The sequence below is a fragment of the Paraburkholderia fungorum genome (assembly GCF_046027215.1).
In the GTDB taxonomy this organism is placed as follows: Bacteria; Pseudomonadota; Gammaproteobacteria; order Burkholderiales; family Burkholderiaceae; genus Paraburkholderia; species Paraburkholderia fungorum_D.
Genome location: NZ_JAQQEN010000001.1, coordinates 1,867,136 through 1,887,972 on the forward strand (window position 1 = coordinate 1,867,136; position 20,837 = coordinate 1,887,972).

18 protein-coding genes and 1 other RNA gene are annotated in these 20,837 nt (G+C 62.7%); 9 read left to right on the forward strand and 10 right to left on the reverse strand.

Features of this window, described 5'->3' with window-relative positions; genetic code table 11:
* The first annotated feature begins 72 nt into the window (after window positions 1-72).
* Entirely contained in the window at window positions 73-573 is a 501-nt protein-coding gene (locus PQR27_RS08315) for an Rrf2 family transcriptional regulator (RefSeq protein WP_408525438.1), read from the forward strand.
* A gap of 119 nt (window positions 574-692) precedes the next feature.
* Window positions 693-3,290, forward strand: coding sequence for an ATP-dependent chaperone ClpB (gene clpB, locus PQR27_RS08320; RefSeq protein WP_408523146.1), 2,598 nt, complete (start codon window positions 693-695; stop codon window positions 3,288-3,290).
* Window positions 3,291-3,448: 158 nt separating this feature from the next.
* Here clpB and PQR27_RS08325 read toward each other — a convergent pair whose 3' ends face one another.
* The gene (locus PQR27_RS08325; RefSeq protein ID WP_494471437.1) at window positions 3,449-3,877 is read right to left on the reverse strand and encodes a YidB family protein; all 429 of its coding nucleotides are present in this window, start codon (window positions 3,875-3,877) and stop codon (window positions 3,449-3,451) included.
* A gap of 157 nt (window positions 3,878-4,034) precedes the next feature.
* Window positions 4,035-4,613 (reverse strand): ComEA family DNA-binding protein, encoded by a 579-nt coding sequence (locus PQR27_RS08330; RefSeq protein WP_408523147.1) that lies wholly within the window; start codon window positions 4,611-4,613, stop codon window positions 4,035-4,037.
* A gap of 296 nt (window positions 4,614-4,909) precedes the next feature.
* Between PQR27_RS08330 and PQR27_RS08335 the strand changes: the two genes are divergently transcribed.
* Both PQR27_RS08335 and PQR27_RS08340 read left to right on the forward strand, forming a co-directional pair.
* Complete coding sequence (locus tag PQR27_RS08335) at window positions 4,910-5,401, forward strand: MerR family transcriptional regulator (protein ID WP_408523148.1); 492 nt, start codon at window positions 4,910-4,912, stop codon at window positions 5,399-5,401.
* Window positions 5,353-5,763: a carboxymuconolactone decarboxylase family protein gene (locus PQR27_RS08340; protein WP_408523149.1), complete on the forward strand. Its 411-nt coding sequence runs from the start codon at window positions 5,353-5,355 to the stop codon at window positions 5,761-5,763. The genes PQR27_RS08335 and PQR27_RS08340 overlap by 49 nt, the downstream gene beginning before the upstream one ends.
* Window positions 5,764-5,934: 171 nt before the next feature.
* Here the strand turns inward: PQR27_RS08340 and PQR27_RS08345 are convergent, their stop codons facing one another.
* The 8 genes from PQR27_RS08345 to trxA form a co-directional block, all read right to left on the reverse strand.
* The gene (locus PQR27_RS08345; protein WP_408523150.1) at window positions 5,935-7,314 is read right to left on the reverse strand and encodes an MATE family efflux transporter; all 1,380 of its coding nucleotides are present in this window, start codon (window positions 7,312-7,314) and stop codon (window positions 5,935-5,937) included.
* A gap of 2 nt (window positions 7,315-7,316) precedes the next feature.
* Entirely contained in the window at window positions 7,317-9,074 is a 1,758-nt protein-coding gene (locus tag PQR27_RS08350; RefSeq protein WP_408523151.1) for an ArnT family glycosyltransferase, read from the reverse strand.
* Between the two features lie 284 nt (window positions 9,075-9,358).
* Window positions 9,359-9,625, reverse strand: a complete 267-nt coding sequence (locus tag PQR27_RS08355; protein ID WP_074763880.1) for a type B 50S ribosomal protein L31 — start codon at window positions 9,623-9,625, stop codon at window positions 9,359-9,361.
* Window positions 9,626-9,835: 210 nt separating this feature from the next.
* On the reverse strand, window positions 9,836-10,669 hold the full coding sequence (locus PQR27_RS08360; protein WP_408523152.1) for a M90 family metallopeptidase: 834 nt from the start codon (window positions 10,667-10,669) through the stop codon (window positions 9,836-9,838).
* 14 nt (window positions 10,670-10,683) lie between these two features.
* A complete protein-coding gene (locus tag PQR27_RS08365) occupies window positions 10,684-12,240 on the reverse strand; it encodes an MFS transporter (protein ID WP_408523154.1) in 1,557 nt (518 codons plus the stop codon).
* Window positions 12,237-12,788: a MerR family transcriptional regulator gene (locus tag PQR27_RS08370; protein WP_408523155.1), complete on the reverse strand. Its 552-nt coding sequence runs from the start codon at window positions 12,786-12,788 to the stop codon at window positions 12,237-12,239. Before PQR27_RS08370 ends, PQR27_RS08365 begins: the two co-directional genes overlap by 4 nt.
* A gap of 157 nt (window positions 12,789-12,945) precedes the next feature.
* A complete protein-coding gene (gene rho / locus PQR27_RS08375) occupies window positions 12,946-14,214 on the reverse strand; it encodes a transcription termination factor Rho (RefSeq protein WP_006048863.1) in 1,269 nt (422 codons plus the stop codon).
* 230 nt (window positions 14,215-14,444) lie between these two features.
* Window positions 14,445-14,771 (reverse strand): thioredoxin TrxA, encoded by a 327-nt coding sequence (trxA, locus tag PQR27_RS08380; RefSeq protein WP_054039468.1) that lies wholly within the window; start codon window positions 14,769-14,771, stop codon window positions 14,445-14,447.
* A gap of 444 nt (window positions 14,772-15,215) precedes the next feature.
* Between trxA and ffs the strand changes: the two genes are divergently transcribed.
* The 5 genes from ffs (at window position 15,216) to PQR27_RS08405 (ending at window position 20,826) form a co-directional block, all read left to right on the forward strand.
* Window positions 15,216-15,314, forward strand: an RNA gene (gene ffs / locus PQR27_RS08385) — signal recognition particle sRNA small type.
* Window positions 15,315-15,529: 215 nt separating this feature from the next.
* The gene (locus PQR27_RS08390; RefSeq protein ID WP_408523156.1) at window positions 15,530-18,226 is read left to right on the forward strand and encodes a DNA polymerase III subunit gamma/tau; all 2,697 of its coding nucleotides are present in this window, start codon (window positions 15,530-15,532) and stop codon (window positions 18,224-18,226) included.
* A gap of 54 nt (window positions 18,227-18,280) precedes the next feature.
* Window positions 18,281-18,607, forward strand: coding sequence for a YbaB/EbfC family nucleoid-associated protein (locus PQR27_RS08395; RefSeq protein WP_007182071.1), 327 nt, complete (start codon window positions 18,281-18,283; stop codon window positions 18,605-18,607).
* Window positions 18,608-18,857: 250 nt separating this feature from the next.
* On the forward strand, window positions 18,858-19,454 hold the full coding sequence (gene recR / locus PQR27_RS08400) for a recombination mediator RecR (RefSeq protein WP_408523157.1): 597 nt from the start codon (window positions 18,858-18,860) through the stop codon (window positions 19,452-19,454).
* A gap of 97 nt (window positions 19,455-19,551) precedes the next feature.
* A complete protein-coding gene (locus PQR27_RS08405; protein WP_408523159.1) occupies window positions 19,552-20,826 on the forward strand; it encodes a CaiB/BaiF CoA transferase family protein in 1,275 nt (424 codons plus the stop codon).
* The last annotated feature ends 11 nt before the right edge of the window (window positions 20,827-20,837 follow it).

Below are 20,837 nucleotides of genomic sequence, written 5' to 3' on the forward strand. Positions count from 1 at the left end.
GCCCCCGGCAACCCTTGCATCGACGCGGTTATCCCCAGATCGCGGCTTGCGTTCATCGTGACACCCGCAATTATGAGACTGACCGACTACACGGATTATTCGCTACGTGTCCTGATGTACCTTGCCGTGCGCGGCGAGGGACTATCGACGATCCAGGATATCTCGGACGCCTATGGTATCTCCAAGAACCACTTGATGAAGGTGGTGCAGCAACTCGGCGAACTCGGCTGGGTCGAGACCGTTCGCGGGCGTAACGGCGGCCTGCGGCTCGCCGAGCGAACCAGCGCCTTGACGGTCGGCGAGATCGTGCGCGCCACGGAAAGCGACTTTGCGCTGGTCGGCTGCTTTCCAGACCAGCAAGGCGAACGGCGCGGCTGTGTCATTACGCCGCAATGCCGTCTGCGGGGCGCGCTCGAAGCGGCCCGCAACGCGTTCCTGGCCGAACTCGATCGCCATACCATCGGCGATGTCGCCAAGCCGCACGGACCATTGGCTGCGCTGCTCGGCCTGAGCGTCGTGATTCCCGTCGTTCCGTCCGCGCCGACAGGCGGGCGCCCGGTGCCGCTCTCCTGAAGGCGGTCAGGCAATTCTCGCGCGCCAAATGTTAAATAGTTGTTGCTAACTGCAAAAAAGCGCTTGAAACCTGCGTAAAACGCCTCATTTTGGTGGTATTCGAAATTGGAGGTCGCTTGATGAGAATCGACAAACTCACCACTAAATTCCAGGAAGCACTAGCCGATGCGCAGAGTCTCGCCGTCGGCCATGACAATCAATACATTGAGCCGGTTCACGTGCTGTCCGCGCTGGTTGCCCAGCACGATGGTTCGGCGCGCTCGCTGCTGTCGCGCGCCGGCGTGCATGTTCAGGCGCTGCAAACGGCCCTGAACGACGCCATGACGCGTCTGCCGCAGGTGCAGGGCACCGACGGCAACGTGCAGATCGGCCGCGAACTGACCGGTTTGCTGAACCAGGCCGACAAGGAAGCACAGAAGCTCAACGACACGTTTATCGCGAGCGAGATGTTCCTGCTCGCGGTCGCCGACGATAAAGGCGAGGCTGGCCGCGTGGCGCGTCAGCATGGTTTGTCGCGCAAGTCGCTCGAAAGCGCGATCGCCGCCGTGCGCGGCGGCTCGCAGGTGCATAGTCAGGACGCCGAAAGTCAGCGTGAAGCGCTGAAGAAGTACACCGTCGACCTGACCGAGCGGGCGCGGGCAGGCAAGCTCGATCCGGTGATCGGCCGCGATGACGAAATCCGCCGTTCAATCCAGATCCTGCAGCGCCGCACCAAGAACAATCCGGTGCTGATCGGCGAGCCGGGCGTGGGTAAGACCGCGATCGTCGAAGGTCTCGCGCAGCGTATCGTCAACGGCGAAGTGCCGGAAACGCTCAAGGGCAAGCGCGTGCTGTCGCTCGATATGGCGGCGCTGCTGGCCGGCGCCAAGTATCGCGGCGAGTTCGAGGAACGCCTGAAGGCCGTGCTGAGCGACATCGCCAAGGATGAAGGCCAGACCATCGTCTTTATCGACGAAATTCACACCATGGTCGGCGCGGGCAAAGCCGAAGGCGCGATGGACGCGGGCAATATGCTCAAGCCCGCGCTCTCGCGCGGCGAGCTGCATTGCGTGGGCGCCACCACGCTCGACGAATATCGCAAGTACATCGAGAAGGATGCCGCGCTCGAGCGGCGGTTCCAGAAGGTGCTGGTCGACGAGCCGACCGTGGAGGCAACCATCGCGATCCTGCGCGGCTTGCAGGAGAAGTACGAGCTGCACCACGGCGTGGATATTACCGACCCGGCGATCGTCGCGGCGGCGGAGCTGTCGCATCGCTACATCACGGATCGCTTCCTGCCGGACAAGGCAATCGACCTGATCGACGAAGCCGCTTCGAAGATCAAGATGGAGATCGACTCCAAGCCGGAAGAGATGGACCGGCTCGACCGTCGCCTGATCCAGTTGAAGATCGAACGCGAAGCCGTCAAGAAGGAAAAAGACGAGGCGTCGCAAAAGCGTCTGCAATTGATCGAGGAAGAAATCGAGCGGCTGGATCGCGAATATTCGGACCTCGAAGAAATCTGGACCGCGGAAAAGGCGGCGGTGCAGGGCAGCGCGCAGTTGAAGGAAGAGATCGAGAAAACGCGCGCCGAAATCACGCGTTTGCAGCGCGAGGGCAAGCTGGAGAAGGTTGCCGAATTGCAGTATGGCAAGCTGCCGGGGCTCGAAGCGCAATTGAAGGAAGTGACCCAGGCCGAAGCGAAGGAGCAGAACAATCCGACGCGTCCGCGCCTCTTGCGCACGCAGGTCGGTGCGGAAGAAATCGCCGAAGTCGTCTCGCGCTCCACCGGCATTCCGGTCTCGCGCATGATGCAGGGCGAGCGCGAAAAGCTGCTGCAGATCGAGGAGAAACTGCACGACCGCGTGGTCGGTCAGGACGAAGCGATCACTGCGGTGGCCGACGCGATCCGTCGTTCACGCGCGGGTCTCGCGGATCCGAACCGGCCGTATGGTTCGTTCCTGTTCCTCGGCCCGACCGGTGTGGGCAAGACCGAGTTGTGCAAGGCGTTGGCGTCGTTCCTGTTCGATTCGGAAGATCATCTGATCCGTATCGACATGAGCGAATTCATGGAGAAGCATAGCGTCGCGCGTCTGATCGGCGCGCCGCCGGGCTACGTCGGTTACGAGGAAGGCGGGTATCTGACTGAGGCAGTACGCCGCAAGCCGTACAGCGTGATCCTGCTCGACGAAATCGAGAAGGCGCATCCGGACGTGTTCAACGTGCTGCTGCAAGTGCTCGACGACGGCCGCATGACCGACGGGCAAGGCCGTACCGTGGACTTCAAGAACACAGTGATCGTGATGACGTCGAACCTCGGTTCGCAGGTGATCCAGGCGATGGTGGGCGAGCCGCAGGAAGCGGTGAGGGACGCAGTCTGGGAAGAAGTGAAGCTGCATTTCCGGCCTGAATTCCTCAACCGGATCGACGATGTCGTCGTGTTCCACGCACTCGATCGCTCAAACATCCAGTCGATTGCGCGGATTCAGTTGCAGCGTCTGCACGAACGGCTTGCCAAGCTCGACATGCAACTGGTGGTGTCGGACGCGGCGCTCGAGCATGTGGGCAAGGTCGGCTACGATCCGCTGTTTGGTGCACGGCCGTTGAAGCGCGCGATCCAGCAGGAGATCGAGAACCCGGTTGCGAAGCTGATTCTGGCCGGCAAGTTCGGACCGAAGGACGTGATTCCGGTCGAGATCGAAGACGGCAAGCTGGTATTCGAACGCGTCGTGCATTAAGCGATCAGGCGACGGGCGGGGGGGGGGGGGGGGGGGGGGGGGGGGGGGCGGGGCCCCCCCCCCCCCCCCGCCGGCATTGAAAAAGCGGCAACGAAGTGACCTTCGTTGCCGCTTTTTTTCGCCGCTTTTTTCGCCTGTTGCGAGGCAGTCAGCGCGGCTTACGCGTTGCCCTTGCCGAGCAGGGCCGACAGCCCGCCGAGCGCGCCGAGCACGGTGGTCGCATTCAGTTTGCCTTCGGCGGGGACTTCGCCTTCGGGCGTTGCCGCATTGACGACGTGCGGCAGAAGCTGCGAGAGCAGGCCGGTGACCTGGTCCGGCTGCACGCCGGCTTTCGCCGCGAGGTTGGTGACGGTTTCCGAGCCGAGCACGCTATGCAGCGCGTCGGGTGCGATCGGCTGATTTTCGCCGTTGCTGACCCACGACGACACGACGTCGCCGAGACCCTTTTCCTTGAAACGGTCGATCAGGCCGTTGAGCCCGCCTGGCTGGTTGTTGACGAATTCGAGTGCGGCGGAAATCAGGGCTTGCTGGCCACCGCCTTCGGGCGATTTACCAAGCATGGAACCGATGGTGTCGAGTAGGCTCATGACGGTCTCTCTTGAATGCCGACGCGTACTTGACGAGTCAGCGGGTGAAAACGCCGCGCGGTTGCGCGGCGCCAGTGGAAGGCAGGTGCGTGGCAGCGGGGCGGCGCGGACGGGTTCATCATCAAGTAGCCGCCGCGCCGCCGGCGCTCAACCGATATTACGCGCCGCCAGAGGCTGCGGCAGCCGATGCCGCCTTGCTCTTCTTCGCCTTCTTCGACGCCTTGGCGCCGGATGCATCGGCTGGCGCGCTTGCCGCGGCCGCCGTGGCCGGCGCGGATGCCGCGGCCGTATCGGATGCCGCAGCCTTGCTCTTCTTCTTCGACTTCGACGGCTTGGCGCCCGACGCTTCAGCGGGCGCCGCCGGTGCCGGAGCGGGGGCCGCGCCCGGCGTAGCCGCTGCAGGCGCCGCCTTGGTGCTCGCGGTGCTGTTGGGCTTCGTGGCTGGCTTGGCGCCGCTCGGCGGCGTGGAGGAACCGTTGATCGTCAAACCCGCCGCTTCGAGATTGGTCACGGACTTGGTGCCGATGCCCTTGACGCGCGTGGCGAGATCATCGGCATCCTTGAACGGTCCGTTTTTGGTGCGTTCGTCGATAATGGCTTTTGCATGCACCGGGCCGATGCCCTTGACCGATTCGAGCGCCGCCTGATCGGCGGAATTGACTTCGACGGCCGCCGCAAATCCGGCCGATAGCGATAAAGCCAAAGCAACGCAAAGCATAAGAAGCTTCTTCAGCATGGCAAGCACTCCATTGAGGGCAAAAAAGTTAGCCGCAAAGAGAAAACTCGGGACGACGCATCCTGTCAGCAGGCGCTGCGCTTAAGCATAGAACAAATTGCGCGCCCTTATTTGCGATCGCGGACGATTTATACCGATCGAATCATGACAAGTAAATCAATGCGGACAATATTTAAACCTTTTGCCTGCCGATTAAGCCTTTGTGCGCTAATAGATCAATCCAGAAAAAATCAAACAAATGACAGTATGGTCCGCTTGACTTAGAGTGCACTCGAAGTCCTAACCTGAGTTCTGTCATGTCAAAAGCACTCACCATCGGCCAGGTCGCCGAGACAATCGGCGTTTCCACGCATACGTTGCGCTACTACGAGCAGGCCGGTCTGATCCGGGCGGTCGGGCGCACGCAGGCGGGGCATCGCCTGTATGCGCCGGCCGACCTCGACTGGCTGCAATTCGTTATGCGCCTGAAGGCGACCGGCATGCCGATCGCCGGAATGCAGGCGTTCGCGGCGTTGCGGGCAAAAGGTCAGCCTACGGTAGAGGAGCGGCGCGACATGCTGGTGGCGCATCGGGATGCGGTTTTGGCGCGGATTGTAGAGTTGCAGAGCAATCTCGGCGCGATTATCGACAAGATCGCGTATTACGAATCCGTCGCCGAAACGGTTGTGCGGACGCCCGCTGTGAGCAATTCGACACGACAAACCGACTCAACTCAAACGCATTCGGAAAAGGACTCGCCATGGAACACGGACAAAACGATCGCTACACCCGGGGCTGGAACAAGCTGAAGGAAATCGACGGCTCAGCGGGCGAACAGGTCATCGCCGCGCTCGCGCCGATTGCACCGGACTTCGGCCGGCTGCTGATCGAATTCGGCTTTGGCGACATCTATAGCCGGCCGCAACTGGATCTGCGGACGCGGGAAATCGCCACGATTGCATCGCTGGCGACACTCGGCTGTGCGCAACCGCAGTTAAAGGTGCATATCGAGGCGGCGCTGAACGTCGGCTGCACGCGCGAGGAGCTCGTCGAGGTGTTCATCCAGATGGCGCTTTATGCCGGCTTCCCGGCGGCATTGAACGCGTTGTTCGCGGCGCGGGAGATTTTCGAGCGCCACGATCAGGCCGCGACGCATGCACAAACGGCTTGAGAGCATTGAGAAGGGCGGCGGCTAGCACAGCCGCTTTTTTATGGCCAAATACGCAACTAACGGTCAGCTATTCGATACCGCTCCCACAGCGCGTCTGTGGACCACACAAAAGCCTGTTTTACAGGAACACAGCCCCACGCTGCCCGCATCGCGCCCTCGGGCGTCACGCAGTCAAACCGCCGGATCCGCCCTGACCCCTGCCTCTGCATGCAGATAGCGCTTGCTCACGGTCCGCCAGTACAGCAGCAAGCCAATGCCGGCAATCGCCAGACTCGCGGTATTGGCGACCCAGAAACCACGCGCACCGGTCAGCCAGACGGGTATGCCGCCCGTCACGTTGAAGCCGAGCAGATAACCCCCGCCCAGTCCCACGCCCCATAGCGCAACGGCATAGATCACGGTCGGCACCACGGCAACCTTATAGGCGCGCAGCACGAACGCCGTGGTGATCTGCAGCGCATCGAACAGGTGATAGCACACGACGATCAACACCAGCGGCATCGCCGCCGCGGCGACCAGCGCATTCGGCGTATAACCTTCGATCACGTACGGCCGCAGCACCAGCACGATCGCCCCGTAGCAGCAGGCGATCATCACGGCCATCATGATGCCGTGCCGCGACAAGGTGCGCGCCGCTTCATGACGATGCGCGCCGAGCGCCTGCGCGACCAGCGTCGACGAGGCAATGCCGATGGACAGCGGCGTCATATACAGCACCGCGCCGATATTGCCGGCGATCTGATGGCCGGCGAGGGTCGTCGTGCCGAAGCGCGCAATGAAAAGCGCCATGAAGGTGTACGAAGTGACTTCGATCAGATACGAGAGGCCCATCGGAATGCCGAGCCGCAGTTGCGCCGCCTGCCGCCGCCACACCGGCCAGCAGAAGCGCGCAAAGATTGCAAACGGCGTGAACACGTCAACCCGCGTCAACAGCAGCATGCCGACTACCGCGAGTCCCCAGTTGATGATGATGCTGGCGAGCGCGCAGCCCGGGCCACCAAGCGCCGGTATGCCGAGGCCGCCGAAGATGAACCATGTGTTGAGCGGAAATTTGAGCAGCAGCGCGCCGATCTGCAGGATCATCACCAGCCGCGGCTTGCCAACCGCATTGGTGAGCGAACCGTAGACACGAAAGGCGAGACTGGCCGGCAAGCCGAACGAGAGGATCCGCAGGTACGCGACGGTACGTTCATGCAACGCCTCGGGCACGCGTGCCAGATTCAGCACGGGCCCTGGGAAATAGAGAATCAGAAAGCCGATCACCGTCAATGCCAGCGCGAGCCACAACGCCTGGCGCACTTCCTCGCCAATTTCGACGTAGCGGCGCGCGCCGTAGAGTTGCGCGGCAATCGGCTGGAGAGCGGTGAGAATGCCGGTCAGGCCGATGTAGACGGAAATATAGATCGACGAGCCGAGGCCGAGCGCCGCGAGATCGACGGCGGAATAACGGCCGACCATCGCCGTGTCGATCACACCGAACGCGATGATCGCCAGTTGACCGATCAGTACCGGCCACGCGAGGCTGGCGATTTTCCGTGCGTCGGCGAACATGCTCAGTCCAGCTTCTTGTGCCAGCTGCGGCGCTTGATAGTGGGCGCTTTCGGGCGATCGATGCGCACGTACAGGCGGAAGCGTTCGTCACGGTCGGCCACACGGCGGCCTTCCCACACCAGCTTCCACATGAAGTCCGGCATGGCGCTCGGATCGCCGTAATCCTGGGTGTCCTGACGCAGAATCACATCGCAATCCTCATTGAACGAGAAATGCATGTCGCCGAAATAGGCGAAGGTCGCGATCTGCGCATTGCCCAGGCGCACCGGCGAGATGCAGGTGTAGTCGTCCGGCAGATGGCTCGCGATCTGTTCGGCGACGTCCTTGTAGGTCCGGCTGTAGTTGACGACCGGCAGCCACAAGGTCATCAGCAGCACCCACATCAGCGTGGTCCCCGCGCTCGAGAGCACGACGCTGCGCCACAGAACCTTCGGATGGCGCGCGAGGCGCCAGCGCACCAGCACGAACCAGCACACTGTCACGGCGACCGCGCATACGAACGACAGGATCTTGAACTGCGGTGCAAATCCAGGCGCGAGACGTGCGAGGTTGCGCGCCAGCGGATGCGGGAAGCCGGTCAGGCCTGCGGCATAAACCAGCCAGACGAAGCTGCCGAGGATCGTGAAGCTCAATAGCGCGAACCAGTCGATCGCGTTGATCGCGCCGCGCTTGAGCGTGGGCAATGCGAACGTGGCCAACACGGCGAGCGGCGGCAGCAACAGCATATACAGCCGGTTCGACTGGTGACTCTGCAAAACGACCAGCACCAGCAGCGGCCCAATCACCGACAACGGGATCGCCACGTGCGGCCCACGCCGCAGCCCCGACCAGCTGAACCACGCCCAGATCGCCAGCGGCCAGGCCGGCCATGTAAATAGCGGCAGGTTTTTCAGCGCGTACAGGGTCACCGCGCCTGGCGGCCCGGCAAACGAACTCACGCTGACGTGTACCCACTGATTCAGGTACCAGACGGCGTCTTCCGGAAAAACCGCGAGTGCGGCAATCGGCCACGCGACCGACAACGCGAGGGCAACCGGCAAGCCGGCCAGCAACAGCCAGCGCGGGCGCGTTTCGCGCACGATCAATGTCATCGCCAGGGTACCGAGCAGCAGCGCGCCGACCAGCACCGGACTGCTTGCCAGCGTGACGAGGCCGAGTGCCAGCCCCCAGATCAGCGCGCCCTGAATGGGTTTGTCGATCGAGCGCACGAGCCCGTACACCAGCATCGCGATGCCGACGAACTGGGCCAGTTGCGGCGTGGTTTCGTGACCGCGTTCAGCGAGGCCGAAGCAGGCGAGCAGGATCAGCAGCGCGCCGTCGGCGAGGGTGCGGCCATAGTCGCGTGGTTCCGGCTCGCCGCCGAATGCGTATTTGAATGGCTGGACTTCGGCGCGCCGGCCGAGCAGATAGGCGGCATACCAGACGAACGCGCAGCCGGCGCAAAACAGCAGGCCGGTGAACACCCGCGACGCGTTGCTCGCGTCGACCCACGGCGCCAGTGCGCGGATCGCGCTTGCTCCGAGCCAGTAGCCGAGCGGGCCGTCTTCAGTGAGGTATTTGCCGACCAGATTCGGCAGCAGCCAGTCGTGGACGCCGCCGTTGGCCATGGTCCACATGACGCCGAAGCCGGCTGCGTCCTCGTTCTTCCACGGATCGCGGCCGAACAGGCCAAACGACGCGTAGACGATACAGATGGTCAGCAGCAGCCAGCGCGGTAAAGCACTGGTCGCGGAGGCAGTGAGGCGAACGGCAGGTCTCATGCGGTGTGTGGTTATCGGATAAGCGGTGCAGCCGGGACCGGATGGCATGTCCGGCTGGAATGGCCAATTTGGAGCATCCGGCATTGTAGTCGTGCCGTGCGATGCGCGTCACGGCCGGTAACGGCTCGCAACGTGGGCGGAGTGTCTGTAACACGGCGCTGGACACGGGCGCGGCGCGGTGTCACGGACAGATGCCCGGCATGAGGCGACAAAAAAGGGCAGCTCGCGCTGCCCTTTTTTGCTGCTGCTTCGTTTCCGGCCCTGGGCCGGCGACGAGGCGGGTATTACTTCGCTGCTGCCTTGCCGGTAGCGCGCGAGCCGAACTTCTTGTTGAACTTCTCGACGCGGCCTGCCGTGTCCATGATCTTTTGCTGGCCGGTGTAGAACGGATGCGATTCCGACGACACTTCGATCTTGGCGAGCGGGTAGGTCTTGCCGTTGAATTCGGCGGTTTCACGCGTCAGGATGGTCGAGCGCGTGACAAACTTGAAGTCGATCGACATGTCGACGAACAGGACTTCGCGGTAATCCGGGTGAATGCCTTCTTTCATGGTCTTTCCTTTAATCTGGCGGTAGCCAACCCGCGTGCAGCCGCTTTTGAAGCGAACCGCATCTAGGCGCGAGCCACTTGCCTATGGTCGAAAAACGGCGATTATGCCAGAAAATCAGTCGGTTGACGACCTTTCTGCGTGCTTTTTGCCAGCTAAATCAGGCGGGGCGGCTTGCGCGGCGGCAGTTTTGCCGGGCCGTGCCGGGTCGGGTCAGACTGGCGTGAACGTTACCCCGACGCGTGCCGGGTCCTGACGGTAATAGCGCGCCAGCAGCCGGTACAGTTCTGGATATTCCGCCTCGAACGCGAGCGGCTGAACGAACAGTGCCTCGCTGCACACGGCAAAAAATTCCGACGGATGGTCGGCCGCATACGGATCGATCAGCGAATCGCGCTCGAAACGCGCCCAGCGCCGCTCCGGCACGGCGTCGACTTTGGCGCAGAAGTGGTCGTATGCATGGTCGAAGACGTCGGCCCACGCCCGTGAATCGAGCGGTGCGTGCCAGCGGCGCAACAGCGGCGGATGGCCATCCGCTTCACCCGTCAGCATATCGATCTTGTGGGCGAATTCGTGGATCACCACGTTGTAGGCGTCCGTGCCGTCCGTCATCTGCGCGTCTTCCCACGACAGCACCACCGGGCCGCCTTCCCACGCTTCGCCACTGGCATCGTGTTCGACTTCGTGCACCACGCCGTCCTCGTCCTCGACGGTCTTGCGGATCACGAACTCGCCCGGATAGACGATCACGCCGACCCAGCCGCGATACAGGTCGAGGTCGAGGTTCAGCACCGGCAAACAGGCCTGCGCGGCGATCGCCACGGTCATCGCATCGGTCAACTGGAGTTCGTGCGCGGTCGAGAATTCCTTTTGCGCGATGAACAGGCTCGTCAGTTCGCGCAAGCGGACGAGATCCGGCGCCTCGAGGTGGGCGAGGAACGGCAGGCCGTCGAGCGTGGCCTGCCAGAGCGCGTCGTCGATCGCGTAGTCGCGCAGCGCGCGGTCGCGGCGGCGCGTGCCTAGCCAATGGGTGAGTTTCGAAAGCATGGCCTGATGAACCCTCAGTCGATCTGTTTTTGCCACGCGGCAAAAATGCCGCCGCATATCGCGATGCCGATCAGAAAGTAGAAGCCGTCCAGCGACGCCAGAAAGCTCGCCTGCTGCGCGACCGTCCGGCTGATTTCCAGCAGCGCCAGCGAATGCGCCTCGGACGGCGAGCGGCCGGCAGCAGTCAAGCCGTTCGTCAACGCGGCGAGCGAGTTCTGGAACAACGGATTGTACGGATTCACGAACTCGGCGAGGCGGGTTTGATGCAGCGCCTGGCGATGCTGTTCGACGATGATCACGGAAGCCGTCGCGAACGAGATCGTCAATTGCCGCACGATGTTTTTAAGCCGGTAGCCGTGCGTAAATTCTTCGATGGCAAAGATTCTAAAGGTCAGATTGGCGACCGGCAGCACGATGAACAGCAATAGCAGGCCGCGTAACAGGAGCGGCACGATCAGCGCCGCAACGCCCACGCCGGGCGACATGCGCGTCATCCACGCCGCGGCGAACGCGGCCACCGCGAAACCCGGCACGATGACCCACTTCTTGCGTGGCAGCAGCTTCGCGTAACGCAGGTAGACGACCAGCGCGCTGGCCGAAATCAGCGACGTCACGCCGACCAGTTGCCCGGTGTTTTCGACTGGATAGTCGAGACCGCTTTCGAGAAAACGCGAGATCAGATAGCTGAATACCGTTGAGACAAAGTAGTAGAACATGTACAGCACAAGGCCGGCCCGGAAGACTCTCTCGCGCAACGCATAGAGACGCACGAGCGGCGTTGGATGGTGCCACTGGTGATACGCGAACCAGCCCAGGGCGGCAATCCCGGCGACCGTCAACAGAATCAGTCCGGGCGACGCGCTGAACAACTGGAAGCGCACCTGCTGCATGACGATTTGCAGCGCGCCTTGCGCGAACGCAAAGATCACATACGGCCAGAAATGCGCGGAGCCGCGTTCTTCCGGCAGGCGGCTGCCCGAGTCGGGCAGGGCGAGCAGTGCCAGAGCGGCGAACAGGACGCCCACTGGCGCCGTGCAGGCGAACAGCGCGCGCCAGCCGAAAGAACCGACCAGGTGGCCGCCGATCAATGGCGCGAGCGCGCTGCTCAGGAGGATCAGAACGATAAACGCGCGTGTTGCGGCGGGCCGCTGCCGCGGCGTGAAGCTCATCTGGATCAGGATGCGGCAGGCGCCCATCATCGGGCCGATGAAGTAGCCCTGGAAGCCGCGCGCGAACGCCAGTTCGATCGATGACTCACACAAGGCGGCCGCCACCGCGCCCGCGGAATAGAGCAGCATGCAGCCAGCCACATAACGCCGGTAACCGAAGCGCTCGACCCACCACTGCTGCTGCAGGATGCCGAGCACGGCCGCCACCGCATAGGCGCTCGATGCCCACACCAGTTCATCCGGAGACGCATTGATGCCGCCCGCAATGTAGCTGGTGAAAAACGAGAAGATCGAATTGTCGAAGTAGTCGAGGCCGGTGACGACCGCCAGCACCCACGGAAAGAAGTCGCCGCGCAGCTTTTCGACACTGAAGAGCGGCACACGGGAGGACGCGGTGCTCATCGGGATTCGTCCGCGGCGGGGTCGTCGGTTGTGGGGGCGCGTTCCGCTTTGCCGCGTTTGGCCGATGGCGCGGCGACCGTTTTGGCGCGTGCGTCGCGGCGCTGCTCCAGCAGCGCGTCGGCGTTCTCGCCGGCCAGGCGGCGCTCCAGATAGTCGAGGTCAGGACTCAACTCGGCTCGCAGCTTCTGCGCTTCCTTTAGCTCGCGGCGCATCGCTTCGATGCGGGCATCGAGCGCGTCGACCTGTTGCGCGATGGCATCGCGAATCTGCTGCAGCGATTCGTTGGAAAAGCGATGACCGCCGTCCACGGGCTCGAGCGGCCGTTTCAGCATTTCCGTGATGCCATGCAGGGAGAAGCCGAGCGAACGCAGCCGCAGGATCCGGCCGAAGCGCTTCAGATCTTCTTCGTCATACAGCCGGTAACGGCCTTCACTGCGTGTAGGCGAGACGAGGCCGCGTTCCTCGTAGTACTTCAGCGTGCGCGGCGTGACGCCGAGGCGCTCGGCGGCATCGCGCACGGTCAACAGGGCGGGTGAGTCCTTCGACATAGGATTGGGCAGGCATGACGGACAGTCGGCAGTATAGTACAACGTGTACGTTCACGTACATGTTGCGATTGTGCAGACCTTTCTTGGAGGCGAAAAAAAACCGCTCGTTTCTGGCGAGCGGCTTTTTTATGCGGTGAGGCGAGCGCGGACTGAGGCTTTAGCTGCCGCCGCCACGACGCATCATGTCGAAGAACTCGGAGTTGCTCTTCGTCTGGCGAATCTTGTCGAGCAGGAATTCCATCGACTCGACTTCGTCCATGTCATGAATGAACTTGCGTAGCACCCAGATCTTTTGCAGGACTTCAGGCTTGATCAGCAGTTCTTCGCGGCGCGTGCCGGACTTGTTCAGGTTGATCGACGGGTAGACGCGCTTTTCAGCAAGACGGCGCTCCAGGTGCACTTCCATGTTGCCGGTGCCCTTGAACTCTTCGTAGATCACGTCGTCCATGCGGCTGCCGGTTTCGATCAGCGCCGTGCCGATGATGGTCAGCGAACCGCCTTCCTCGATATTGCGTGCCGCGCCGAAGAAGCGCTTCGGACGTTGCAGCGCGTTGGCGTCGACACCGCCCGTCAGCACCTTGCCCGAGGCCGGCACGACAGTGTTGTAGGCGCGCGCGAGACGCGTGATCGAGTCGAGCAGAATCACGACGTCGTTCTTCATTTCGACGAGGCGCTTGGCTTTTTCGATCACCATTTCGGCGACTTGCACGTGACGCGCAGCCGGTTCGTCGAACGTGGAGGCGATCACTTCGCCGGCCACCGAACGCTGCATTTCGGTCACTTCTTCCGGGCGTTCGTCGATCAGCAGCACGAACAGCACGACATCCGGGTGGTTCTGCTTGATGGCGTGCGCGATGTGCTGCAGCATCACGGTCTTGCCCGACTTCGGCGACGCAACCAGCAGGCCGCGCTGACCTTTGCCGATCGGCGCGATCATGTCGATGATGCGGCCCGTGACGTTTTCTTCGCCACGCATTTCACGTTCGAGCAGCAGCACCTTGTTCGGGTGCAGCGGCGTCAGATTCTCGAACATGATCTTGTGCTTCGAGGCTTCCGGCGGCTGGCCGTTGACCTTGTCCACCTTTACCAGCGCGAAGTAACGCTCACCGTCTTTCGGCGTACGGACTTCGCCTTCGATCGTGTCACCCGTATGCAGGTTGAAGCGGCGGATTTGCGACGGGCTGATGTAAATATCGTCCGTGCTGGCGAGATACGAGGTTTCCGGCGAGCGCAGGAAGCCGAAGCCGTCCGGCAGCACTTCGAGCGTGCCGTCGCCGAAAATCGTGTCGCCCGTTTTGGCTCGTTTTTTTAGAATGGCGAACATCAATTCCTGCTTGCGCAGGCGGTTCGCACTTTCGATCTCGAGGCCATTGGCCATCTCGATCAATTCGGACACGTGCAGAGTCTTAAGCTCGGATAAATGCATACGGAGAACCCGCAGGAGAAGGTGCGACGAAATGAAATCTGGGAGGAGAGTGAGCGGAACCGCTCAAGGACTTACACGTCTTTTCGACGTTTTGCGGATTCTAGCATAGCACACGCCAATTTCCGCCAGTGCGACGGTATGGCATCTTTCTTATTTAGCGTGTTGCCGGCTGACAACACGCTGCAAGACAGCGCGCCTCGACTGTTTCAGGGCGCGCCGATGCGATCGTTTTACAGGTTGCCGTCGAGGAACGCAGTGAGTTGCGACTTCGACAACGCGCCGACCTTCTGCGCGGCAACTGCGCCGTTCTTGAAGAGAATCAGCGTGGGGATGCCGCGCACACCGAACTTGACCGGCGTGGATTGATGCTCGTCGACGTTGATCTTGGCGATCTGCAGGCGATCGGCGTAATCCTTTGCGACTTCGTCGAGGATCGGCGCGATCATCTTGCACGGGCCGCACCATTCAGCCCAGAAATCGAGCAGCACGGGTTTGTCGGATTTCACCACGTCCTGTTCGAACGATGCGTCGCTAATATGCTTGATTGATTCGCTCATTGTATGAATACCTCTATCGGTTCGAGGCCCGCCTGAATTGCTCGCCACGAAACACCAAAACCTAAGGGAAACTTCCGTTCGCTTTGCCGCAATCGGACCCTTGCCGGCACACCCCTGAAACCTCGAAAAACTGTCTCCGGAATGTGCGGAAGGCTCGCGCTTGCGGGTCATCCGTACACCAGTTTAGCTTAATTCGCTATGCGTTGCCGGTAGCGATAGTACTCATCAGGGCAGTGGGGCCAACGGCTGCCGTTGAAGTGCCACGACGTTTTCCAGACCGCTACGCACCGTATCTGGAGGCTTGGCGAGCAAACTCAAGTGGTTCGTACGCGTTCAAACCAACGCACTGTCTATATGGAGCAAAGACCGTGATTCGACGCATCGATGCGGCTTTGGTCGTATTAAGAGTCGCACAGCAGGCCAAGCGGTGATAGAATGTTTCGTGACGGGCCTCCTCGCATGGAGGGATGGTCAACCTGGTCAGGTCGGGAACGAAGCAGCCACAGCCGTTTTCCACCAGTGCCGAGGGTTAGGCTCGTCACCTTCCTTTTTCTTCCGCTTTTTCTGTTTTCTCCCGTTTCATCTTCCTTCTCCTGTTTTACCCTAAGCGTTGTCGCAGAGATGTCCTCTTGCTGATATTTGCGCGCTTCATCTATTTTTTTCTATTAGTCCGTTAGCCAATTTCAATGAAGCGGCAACACGCGTTCGCGCGCCGTCGATTCGGCTGTGCGCGCCATCGTTACTGATACAATTTCCGGATGACCTATCAAGTTCTCGCACGCAAATGGCGGCCGAAGGATTTTGCTTCGCTCGTCGGACAGGAGCACGTGGTGCGCGCGCTCACGCACGCGCTCGACGGCGGCCGCCTGCATCATGCCTATCTGTTTACCGGCACGCGCGGCGTCGGCAAAACCACGCTCTCGCGTATCTTTGCCAAGGCGCTGAATTGCGAAACCGGCGTGACCTCCACGCCGTGTGGTGTGTGCCGCGCATGTCGCGAGATCGACGAAGGCCGCTTTGTCGATTATGTCGAGATGGACGCGGCGAGTAACCGCGGCGTCGACGAAATGGCGGCGTTGCTGGAGCGCGCGGTCTATGCGCCGGTCGACGCGCGCTTCAAGGTCTACATGATCGACGAAGTGCACATGCTCACCAACCACGCGTTTAACGCGATGTTGAAGACGCTGGAAGAGCCGCCTTCGCACGTCAAGTTCATTCTTGCCACCACCGATCCGCAGAAGATTCCGGTCACGGTGCTCTCGCGCTGCCTGCAGTTCAATCTGAAGCAGATGCCGGCTGGGCATATTGTGTCGCATCTCGCGCATATTCTCGGCGAGGAGCAGGTGCCGTTCGACGCCCAGGCGTTGCGCCTGCTCGCGCGCGCAGCCGACGGCTCAATGCGCGATGCGCTCTCGCTGACCGATCAGGCCATTGCCTATTCCGCCAACCAGGTCAATGAAGAAGCGGTGCGCGGCATGCTCGGCGCGCTGGATCAAAGCTATCTGATCCGTCTGCTCGACGCGCTCGCCGACGGCGACGGCGCGGCGGTGCTGTCAGTCGCGGATGAGATGGCCCTGCGCAGTCTGTCGTTTTCGACCGCGTTGCAGGATCTTGCGAGCCTGCTGCACCGGATCGCGTGGGCGCAGTTCGCGCCTTCGTCGGTGCTGGACGAGTGGCCGGAAGCGGGCGATCTGCGCCGCTTTGCCGAGTCGCTGAGTGCCGAGCAGGTGCAGTTGTTCTATCAGATCGCCACGATCGGCCGAAGCGAGCTGGGTCTCGCGCCTGATGAATACGCCGGTTTCACCATGACGCTGTTGCGCATGCTCGCGTTCGAACCGGCGCCTACGGGTGGCGGAGGCAACGGAGCGGCCACGCCGAACGGGGCGGGGCAAGCGGGTGCAGGTGGCGCGAGGCGCACGGGTGCGCCGGCCGTCGCGGCGCAGCGGGCGGCCGCGCCGGCCCGCGCGGTGGAAGCCGCGGCTGCCGCGCCAGTGCGCGAGCCGCAAACGGCGAGTGCGGTGGCAGCCAGCGTGCCGCGTCGGTCAGCAACGCCTTCCATGCAAGCGGCAAGCGCCACGCATGTGCAAGCTGGAGGTGCCGAAGCGCGCGCTGCCGGGCCTGAAGCTGATGGGCAAGATCCGGCGACAAGCGCCAGTGCCGCGTCGGAATCGAAAGCCGCGGCCGTTTCGTCCGCAGAACCGGTGATAGAAGCGCGCTCCGCAACGCCGGGTCCGTTAGAGCCAGCGCCCGCAGGTTCTGCCGACGATACTGACGCGCCAACCGCTAACATTGTCGAACCGGGCGCTGCGGCTGAGTCCGTGTCGCCGCATGCTGAAGTCAGCACAGCGTCGGCAGCTCCCGAAGCGAAAGCGGCCACGCCCGTACCGCCATGGATGGACGAAGTGTCCATCGAGCCGGCCGTGAACGCGAACAACGCAGCCGATTCCAGTGCTGCGGCTCTGGCGTCTTCACTCACGGCGCCGGCCGCTACTGCGATCGAGCGGGCCGAAGCCGCACCGGCCGCATCGGCCGCCGCGCCGCAAGCCCAGACGCACGCTGCGGAGATGCAGCCGCGTCGCGCAGGCGGCGCGAGCGCCGCGCTCGACGTATTGCGCAGCGCCGGCCTGAAGGTTTCATCAGACCGCGGCCGCGCCACCGGCGCAGCCGCCGCGAAACTGGCGGCACCGGCTACGCCGAAACCCGCCGCGCCGCGCGTTGTTGTCCCGGTACCGACGCCGGGCGCCCCGCGCCGTGCGTCGCAACAAGACGCTGCGCCAGCCGCGCGTGCGCCATCGTCGCCCGCGCAGCGTAACGACAGCGAGCAGAACGGTTCGTCGATCCCTCCGTGGGACGACGTGCCGCCCGACGAATACATGCCGCTCACGGCTGCGGACGAAGGCTATTACGGCCTGCCGGACGACAACTACGTGCCCGTGTTCGACAGCGGCCCCGACGACGTGCGGGTGAACGCGCCCGCGCCGTCCGCGCCGGCGCCGGTGGTCGATAAACGCCCGCTGCCGCCGGCCGTGCCGCTCGATCCGCTGGGTTTCACGGGCGATTGGCCTGCGCTCGCCGTCGATCTGCCGCTCAAGGGCATTTCGTATCAGTTGGCCTTCAACAGCGAATTGATGGCGCTCGAAGGCGCCACGCTCAAACTGAACGTGCCCGTGCCGCAGTACGCGGAAGCCTCGCAGGTCGCCAAACTGAAAACCGCGCTCGCCGAGAAGCTCGGCCAGAATGTCGAGGTGCTGGTCGAAGTCGGTCCGGCGCGCCGCACCGCCGCCGCGCACGACGCTGCGATGCGCGCACAGCGTCAGCAGGAAGCGGAGCGCGAAATTGGTGCCGATCCGTTCGTGCAGTCGCTGATCCGCGAGTTCGGCGCGAGCATCGTGCCCGGCTCGATTCGCCCGATTACACCGGACGCCGGCCCGAACGGCGCGCCGTCCGTCCACTGATTCGCCGCGCCTCGTTGCGTACCGGATTTCAAGCTATCAAGAAGGAGCATGTCCATGATGAAAGGCCAACTCGCCGGGTTGATGAAACAAGCCCAGCAGATGCAGGAAAACATGAAGAAGATGCAGGAGCAGCTTGCATTGATCGAAGTCGAAGGGCAGTCGGGCGCCGGTCTCGTTAAGGTGACGATGACCTGTAAGAACGACGTGCGCCGCGTGTCGATCGATCCGAGCCTGCTCGCCGACGACAAGGACATGCTGGAAGACCTCGTCGCCGCTGCGTTCAACGACGCTGTGCGCAAGGCCGAAGCGACCGCCCAGGAAAAGATGGGCGGCATGACCTCGGGTCTGCCGTTGCCGCCGGGATTCAAGCTGCCGTTCTGAGGCGTAGTTCTCAACCGCGGTTCTGATCTGCACTATCGGATCAATACCGCGAAGCACGAAGCGCGTTGCGGCTGCTTTCGCCGCAGCGCTTGCCGGATGTGCGGCCGAATATCCGACCGGATCGGCGACTGAATGGACGAGTCATGCTCGTCATTCAGTGCGCCTGTCCGAGCGCATTCGCACTGCCCGAACCAGATTGCATCGCCAGCCCGCGTGCCGGGCGCCACCCACTTCGACGTCGCCGATCCGCATGAAACAACCATCCGCCTTGTCGGCGCTCGTCGAAGCGCTGCGCGTGTTGCCCGGCGTCGGGCCGAAGTCCGCGCAACGCATGGCGTACCACCTCATGCAGCACGACCGCGAGGGCGCCGAAAAACTCGGCCGCTCGTTGCTGTTCGCCACTGAGCATCTGCAGCACTGCGAGAAGTGCAACACCTTTACCGAAGCGCAGATCTGCGAGGTCTGCCTCGATAGCGAGCGCGATCCGGCGCTGCTGTGCGTTGTCGAGACGCCTGCCGACCAGATCATGCTCGAACAGACGATGACCTATCGCGGCCTCTATTTCGTGCTGATGGGGCGGCTCAGTCCGCTCGACGGCATCGGCCCGAAGGAGATCCATTTCGACCGGCTCGTAAAACGCGCGTCGGATGGCATCGTCAAGGAAGTCGTGCTCGCGACCAATTTCACTAATGAGGGCGAAGCTACCGCGCATTACCTCGGCCAAACGCTGAAGGCGCGCGGGCTTGCCGTGACGCGTCTTGCGCGCGGCGTGCCGGTGGGGGGCGAACTCGAATACGTCGACGCCGGCACGATCGCACGCGCGATGCTCGACCGGCGCTCGATGTAGCGCGAGGCATCCGCCGTAGCGGCTCGAACCATGGCGAAGCCGCGGCGGCCGGCACGATCCCGCGCCGCGCAGGTCAGGAACAGAATAAAGGAGATACATGAGCGCCACCCCTGATTCAGGCCCGAGCGCCGCGCCTGCTAGTCAATCCGGCGAACCCGCCCAACCCGCCGGCCAACCCACCGGCCCGCTCGCCGGCGTCAAGGTGCTCGAACTCGGCACGCTGATCGCCGGCCCGTTCGCCGCGCGTTTTCTCGGCGAGTTCGGCGCCGAGGTCATCAAGATCGAAGATCCCAAAGGCGGCGATCCGCTGCGCAAATGGCGCAAGCTCTATCCGGAAGTCGGCGGCACGTCGCTCTGGTGGGCCGTGCAGGCGCGTAACAAGAAATCCGTCACGATCAATCTGAAAGCGGAAGAGGGCAAGGAGATCGTGCGGCGTCTCGCGAAAGAAGCGGATATTGTCGTCGAGAATTTTCGGCCGGGTTTGCTGGAGAAGCTCGGGCTCGGCTATGACGTGTTGTCCGCTGAAAATCCCGGGCTCGTAATGGTGCGTCTTTCCGGCTACGGTCAGACCGGGCCGTATCGCGACCGGCCCGGCTTCGGTGCGATTGCCGAATCGATGGGCGGATTGCGCCATATCACCGGCTATCCGGATTTGCCGCCGCCGCGCATCGGCATTTCGATCGGCGATTCGATTGCCGCGCTGCACGGCGTGATCGGTGCGCTCATGGCGCTGCATCACAAACAGGTGAACGGCGGCAAGGGGCAGGTCGTCGACGTGGCGCTGTACGAGGCTGTCTTCAACATGATGGAGAGCGTGGTGCCGGAGTATGGTGTGTACGGCATGGTGCGCGAGCGCGCCGGCGCATCGCTGCCGGGCATCGTGCCGTCGAATACGTATCCGTGCCGTGACGGCAGCATCGTGATTGGCGGCAATAGTGATCCCATTTTCAAGCGTCTGATGGTGGCGATCGAGCGTGAAGATCTCGCCGACGATCCAGCGCTCGCGCATAACGACGGCCGCGTGCCGCGCACCCAGGAAATCGACGGTGCGATCGCCGCGTGGCTTGCCACCCGCACCATCGACGAAGCACTCGCGGTGCTGAACGCGGCCGACGTGCCGGTTGGCCGCATCTTCAGCGTCGCGGACATGTTCACCGATCCGCAATTCATGGCGCGCCAGATGATCCAGCGTTTCAAGTGGCAGGACGGTCAGGAAATCACGCTGCCGTCGGTCACGCCGAAGCTCTCGGCAACGCCCGGCGAAACGCGCTGGCTCGGCCCGCAACTGGGTGAACATACCGATGAAGTCCTGCAATCGCTAGGTTATGATGCAGACCACATCGCAAGGTTGCACGCGCAACAGATTGTGTGAGCAAGGACGTG

Bases quoted from the DNA above. Each gene is read 5' to 3' on its own strand.
- PQR27_RS08315 (WP_408525438.1), top strand. From the start codon at position 73: ATGAGACTGACCGACTACACGGATTATTCGCTACGTGTCCTGATGTAC.
- clpB (WP_408523146.1), top strand. From the start codon at position 693: ATGAGAATCGACAAACTCACCACTAAATTCCAGGAAGCACTAGCCGAT.
- PQR27_RS08325 (WP_494471437.1), bottom strand. From the start codon at position 3,877: ATGAGCCTACTCGACACCATCGGTTCCATGCTTGGTAAATCGCCCGAA.
- PQR27_RS08330 (WP_408523147.1), bottom strand. From the start codon at position 4,613: ATGCTGAAGAAGCTTCTTATGCTTTGCGTTGCTTTGGCTTTATCGCTA.
- PQR27_RS08335 (WP_408523148.1), top strand. From the start codon at position 4,910: ATGTCAAAAGCACTCACCATCGGCCAGGTCGCCGAGACAATCGGCGTT.
- PQR27_RS08340 (WP_408523149.1), top strand. From the start codon at position 5,353: ATGGAACACGGACAAAACGATCGCTACACCCGGGGCTGGAACAAGCTG.
- PQR27_RS08345 (WP_408523150.1), bottom strand. From the start codon at position 7,314: ATGTTCGCCGACGCACGGAAAATCGCCAGCCTCGCGTGGCCGGTACTG.
- PQR27_RS08350 (WP_408523151.1), bottom strand. From the start codon at position 9,074: ATGAGACCTGCCGTTCGCCTCACTGCCTCCGCGACCAGTGCTTTACCG.
- PQR27_RS08355 (WP_074763880.1), bottom strand. From the start codon at position 9,625: ATGAAAGAAGGCATTCACCCGGATTACCGCGAAGTCCTGTTCGTCGAC.
- PQR27_RS08360 (WP_408523152.1), bottom strand. From the start codon at position 10,669: ATGCTTTCGAAACTCACCCATTGGCTAGGCACGCGCCGCCGCGACCGC.
- PQR27_RS08365 (WP_408523154.1), bottom strand. From the start codon at position 12,240: ATGAGCACCGCGTCCTCCCGTGTGCCGCTCTTCAGTGTCGAAAAGCTG.
- PQR27_RS08370 (WP_408523155.1), bottom strand. From the start codon at position 12,788: ATGTCGAAGGACTCACCCGCCCTGTTGACCGTGCGCGATGCCGCCGAG.
- rho (WP_006048863.1), bottom strand. From the start codon at position 14,214: ATGCATTTATCCGAGCTTAAGACTCTGCACGTGTCCGAATTGATCGAG.
- trxA (WP_054039468.1), bottom strand. From the start codon at position 14,771: ATGAGCGAATCAATCAAGCATATTAGCGACGCATCGTTCGAACAGGAC.
- PQR27_RS08390 (WP_408523156.1), top strand. From the start codon at position 15,530: ATGACCTATCAAGTTCTCGCACGCAAATGGCGGCCGAAGGATTTTGCT.
- PQR27_RS08395 (WP_007182071.1), top strand. From the start codon at position 18,281: ATGATGAAAGGCCAACTCGCCGGGTTGATGAAACAAGCCCAGCAGATG.
- recR (WP_408523157.1), top strand. From the start codon at position 18,858: ATGAAACAACCATCCGCCTTGTCGGCGCTCGTCGAAGCGCTGCGCGTG.
- PQR27_RS08405 (WP_408523159.1), top strand. From the start codon at position 19,552: ATGAGCGCCACCCCTGATTCAGGCCCGAGCGCCGCGCCTGCTAGTCAA.